The sequence below is a fragment of the Streptococcus pseudopneumoniae genome (assembly GCF_001068775.1).
Taxonomy (GTDB): domain Bacteria; phylum Bacillota; class Bacilli; order Lactobacillales; family Streptococcaceae; genus Streptococcus; species Streptococcus pseudopneumoniae_N.
The window spans coordinates 1-2403 of sequence record NZ_JWAJ01000088.1 but is presented as its reverse complement, the minus strand read 5'-3'; the positions used below and the strand labels follow the sequence as shown (position 1 = coordinate 2403).

Sequence of the window (2403 nt, the reverse complement as noted above, 5' to 3'; positions counted from 1 at the left end):
GTACGTTGATCAAACAACTGGTCAAACCCTTGCCAATGATCAAGTCGGTGGTAAATCAGGTGAGGCAATCAACTACTCAACTGCGGACAAGATCAAGTACTATGAAGATCGTGGCTATGTTCTTGTAAGCGATGAATTCCCAGCAGGAGTTCACTTCGATACCGATGCTTCAGTCGATCAAACATGGACAGTAACCTTGAAACATGGTGAAACTCCAGTAGGACCAAATGACCCACATAACCCAACAGATCCAATCAATCCAAATGATCCAAACAGTCCTAAGTACCCAGCGACAGATCAATGGAAGAAAGATGTCACATCTACTGTTAAGTATGTGGTATCAGATGGTAAGGTAGCAGCCCCAGCAGATCATGTTGAAAACGCGACATGGACACGTACCCTTACCTTGGATAAAGTCACAGGTAAAGAACTTTCAGCGACACCATGGGCATCAGATAAGACAGCCTACGCTGAAGTTCCAACACCAGGTTTGACAGGATACTACGCTGATAAAGCAAGTGTTGCTTCTAAGGCAGTTACTCAAGAAAACCTTGAAGAAACTGTTACTTACAAACCACTTGGAAACTTGGTTCCAAAACCAGAAACACCAAATGATCCAAACTTCCCATCAACACCAGGTGTTAAATATCCGAACGATCCAACAGACCCAACGAAACCAGGTCAACCAGTCGTTCCTGATGTACCAGGTTATGAACCACACCTTCCAGATCCAAACGATCCAACGAAACCAGGTCAACCAATCCAACCAGGAACACCTGTAACACCTGATAAACCAGGGGAAGATACGCCAATCATCTATGTACCAAAAACAAATGATGTGACGCAACCAACAAAACAAACGGTAACGTTTGAAGGAGCTGGTTCAACCACACCAAAAGATGATGTTCAAAGCGACTATACCTTCACAGGTAAGAAGAATCAAGCAGATGGTACAACAACATGGACTGAAAACAGTCATGACTATGGCAAAGTAAAAGTCCCAGTCGTTGAACACTATTATGCGGATAAAGCTGAAGCAGGTGGTAAGACAGTTACACCAGAACACCCAGAAGCTACAGATAAAGTGGTTTATAAGGAACTCGGTAAGATCATTCCAGTTGACCCAGATGGCAACCAAATCCCAAATGCGCCAACTCCACAATATACGAATGATCCAAACGATCCAACTAAGGGCGGTGTGACTCCAACTCCAGTTATCCCAGGTTATGTGACAGACATTCCAAATGTAACACCATCTAACCCAGGAGCTGATACACCTGTTGTCTACCGTAAGGCAGACCAAAAAGCAGTGATCACGTACGTTGATCAAACAACTGGTCAAACCCTTGCCAATGATCAAGTCGGTGGTAAATCAGGTGAGGCAATCAACTACTCAACTGCGGACAAGATCAAGTACTATGAAGATCGTGGCTATGTTCTTGTAAGCGATGAATTCCCAGCAGGAGTTCACTTCGATACCGATGCTTCAGTCGATCAAACATGGACAGTAACCTTGAAACATGGTGAAACTCCAGTAGGACCAAATGACCCACATAACCCAACAGATCCAATCAATCCAAATGATCCAAACAGTCCTAAGTACCCAGCGACAGATCAATGGAAGAAAGATGTCACATCTACTGTTAAGTATGTGGTATCAGATGGTAAGGTAGCAGCCCCAGCAGATCATGTTGAAAACGCGACATGGACACGTACCCTTACCTTGGATAAAGTCACAGGTAAAGAACTTTCAGCGACACCATGGGCATCAGATAAGACAGCCTACGCTGAAGTTCCAACACCAGGTTTGACAGGATACTACGCTGATAAAGCAAGTGTTGCTTCTAAGGCAGTTACTCAAGAAAACCTTGAAGAAACTGTTACTTACAAACCACTTGGAAACTTGGTTCCAAAACCAGAAACACCAAATGATCCAAACTTCCCATCAACACCAGGTGTTAAATATCCGAACGATCCAACAGACCCAACGAAACCAGGTCAACCAGTCGTTCCTGATGTACCAGGTTATGAACCACACCTTCCAGATCCAAACGATCCAACGAAACCAGGTCAACCAATCCAACCAGGAACACCTGTAACACCTGATAAACCAGGGGAAGATACGCCAATCATCTATGTACCAAAAACAAATGATGTGACGCAACCAACAAAACAAACGGTAACGTTTGAAGGAGCTGGTTCAACCACACCAAAAGATGATGTTCAAAGCGACTATACCTTCACAGGTAAGAAGAATCAAGCAGATGGTACAACAACATGGACTGAAAACAGTCATGACTATGGCAAAGTAAAAGTCCCAGTCGTTGAACACTATTATGCGGATAAAGCTGAAGCAGGTGGTAAGACAGTTACACCAGAACACCCAGAAGCTACAGATAAAGT

General features: G+C 43.9%; 1 protein-coding gene. It reads left to right on the top strand.

The annotated features are described in order from the left end of the window. On the top strand, positions 1-2403 hold a 2403-nt coding region (locus ADF68_RS11085), incomplete at both ends, for a mucin-binding protein (protein WP_049548763.1).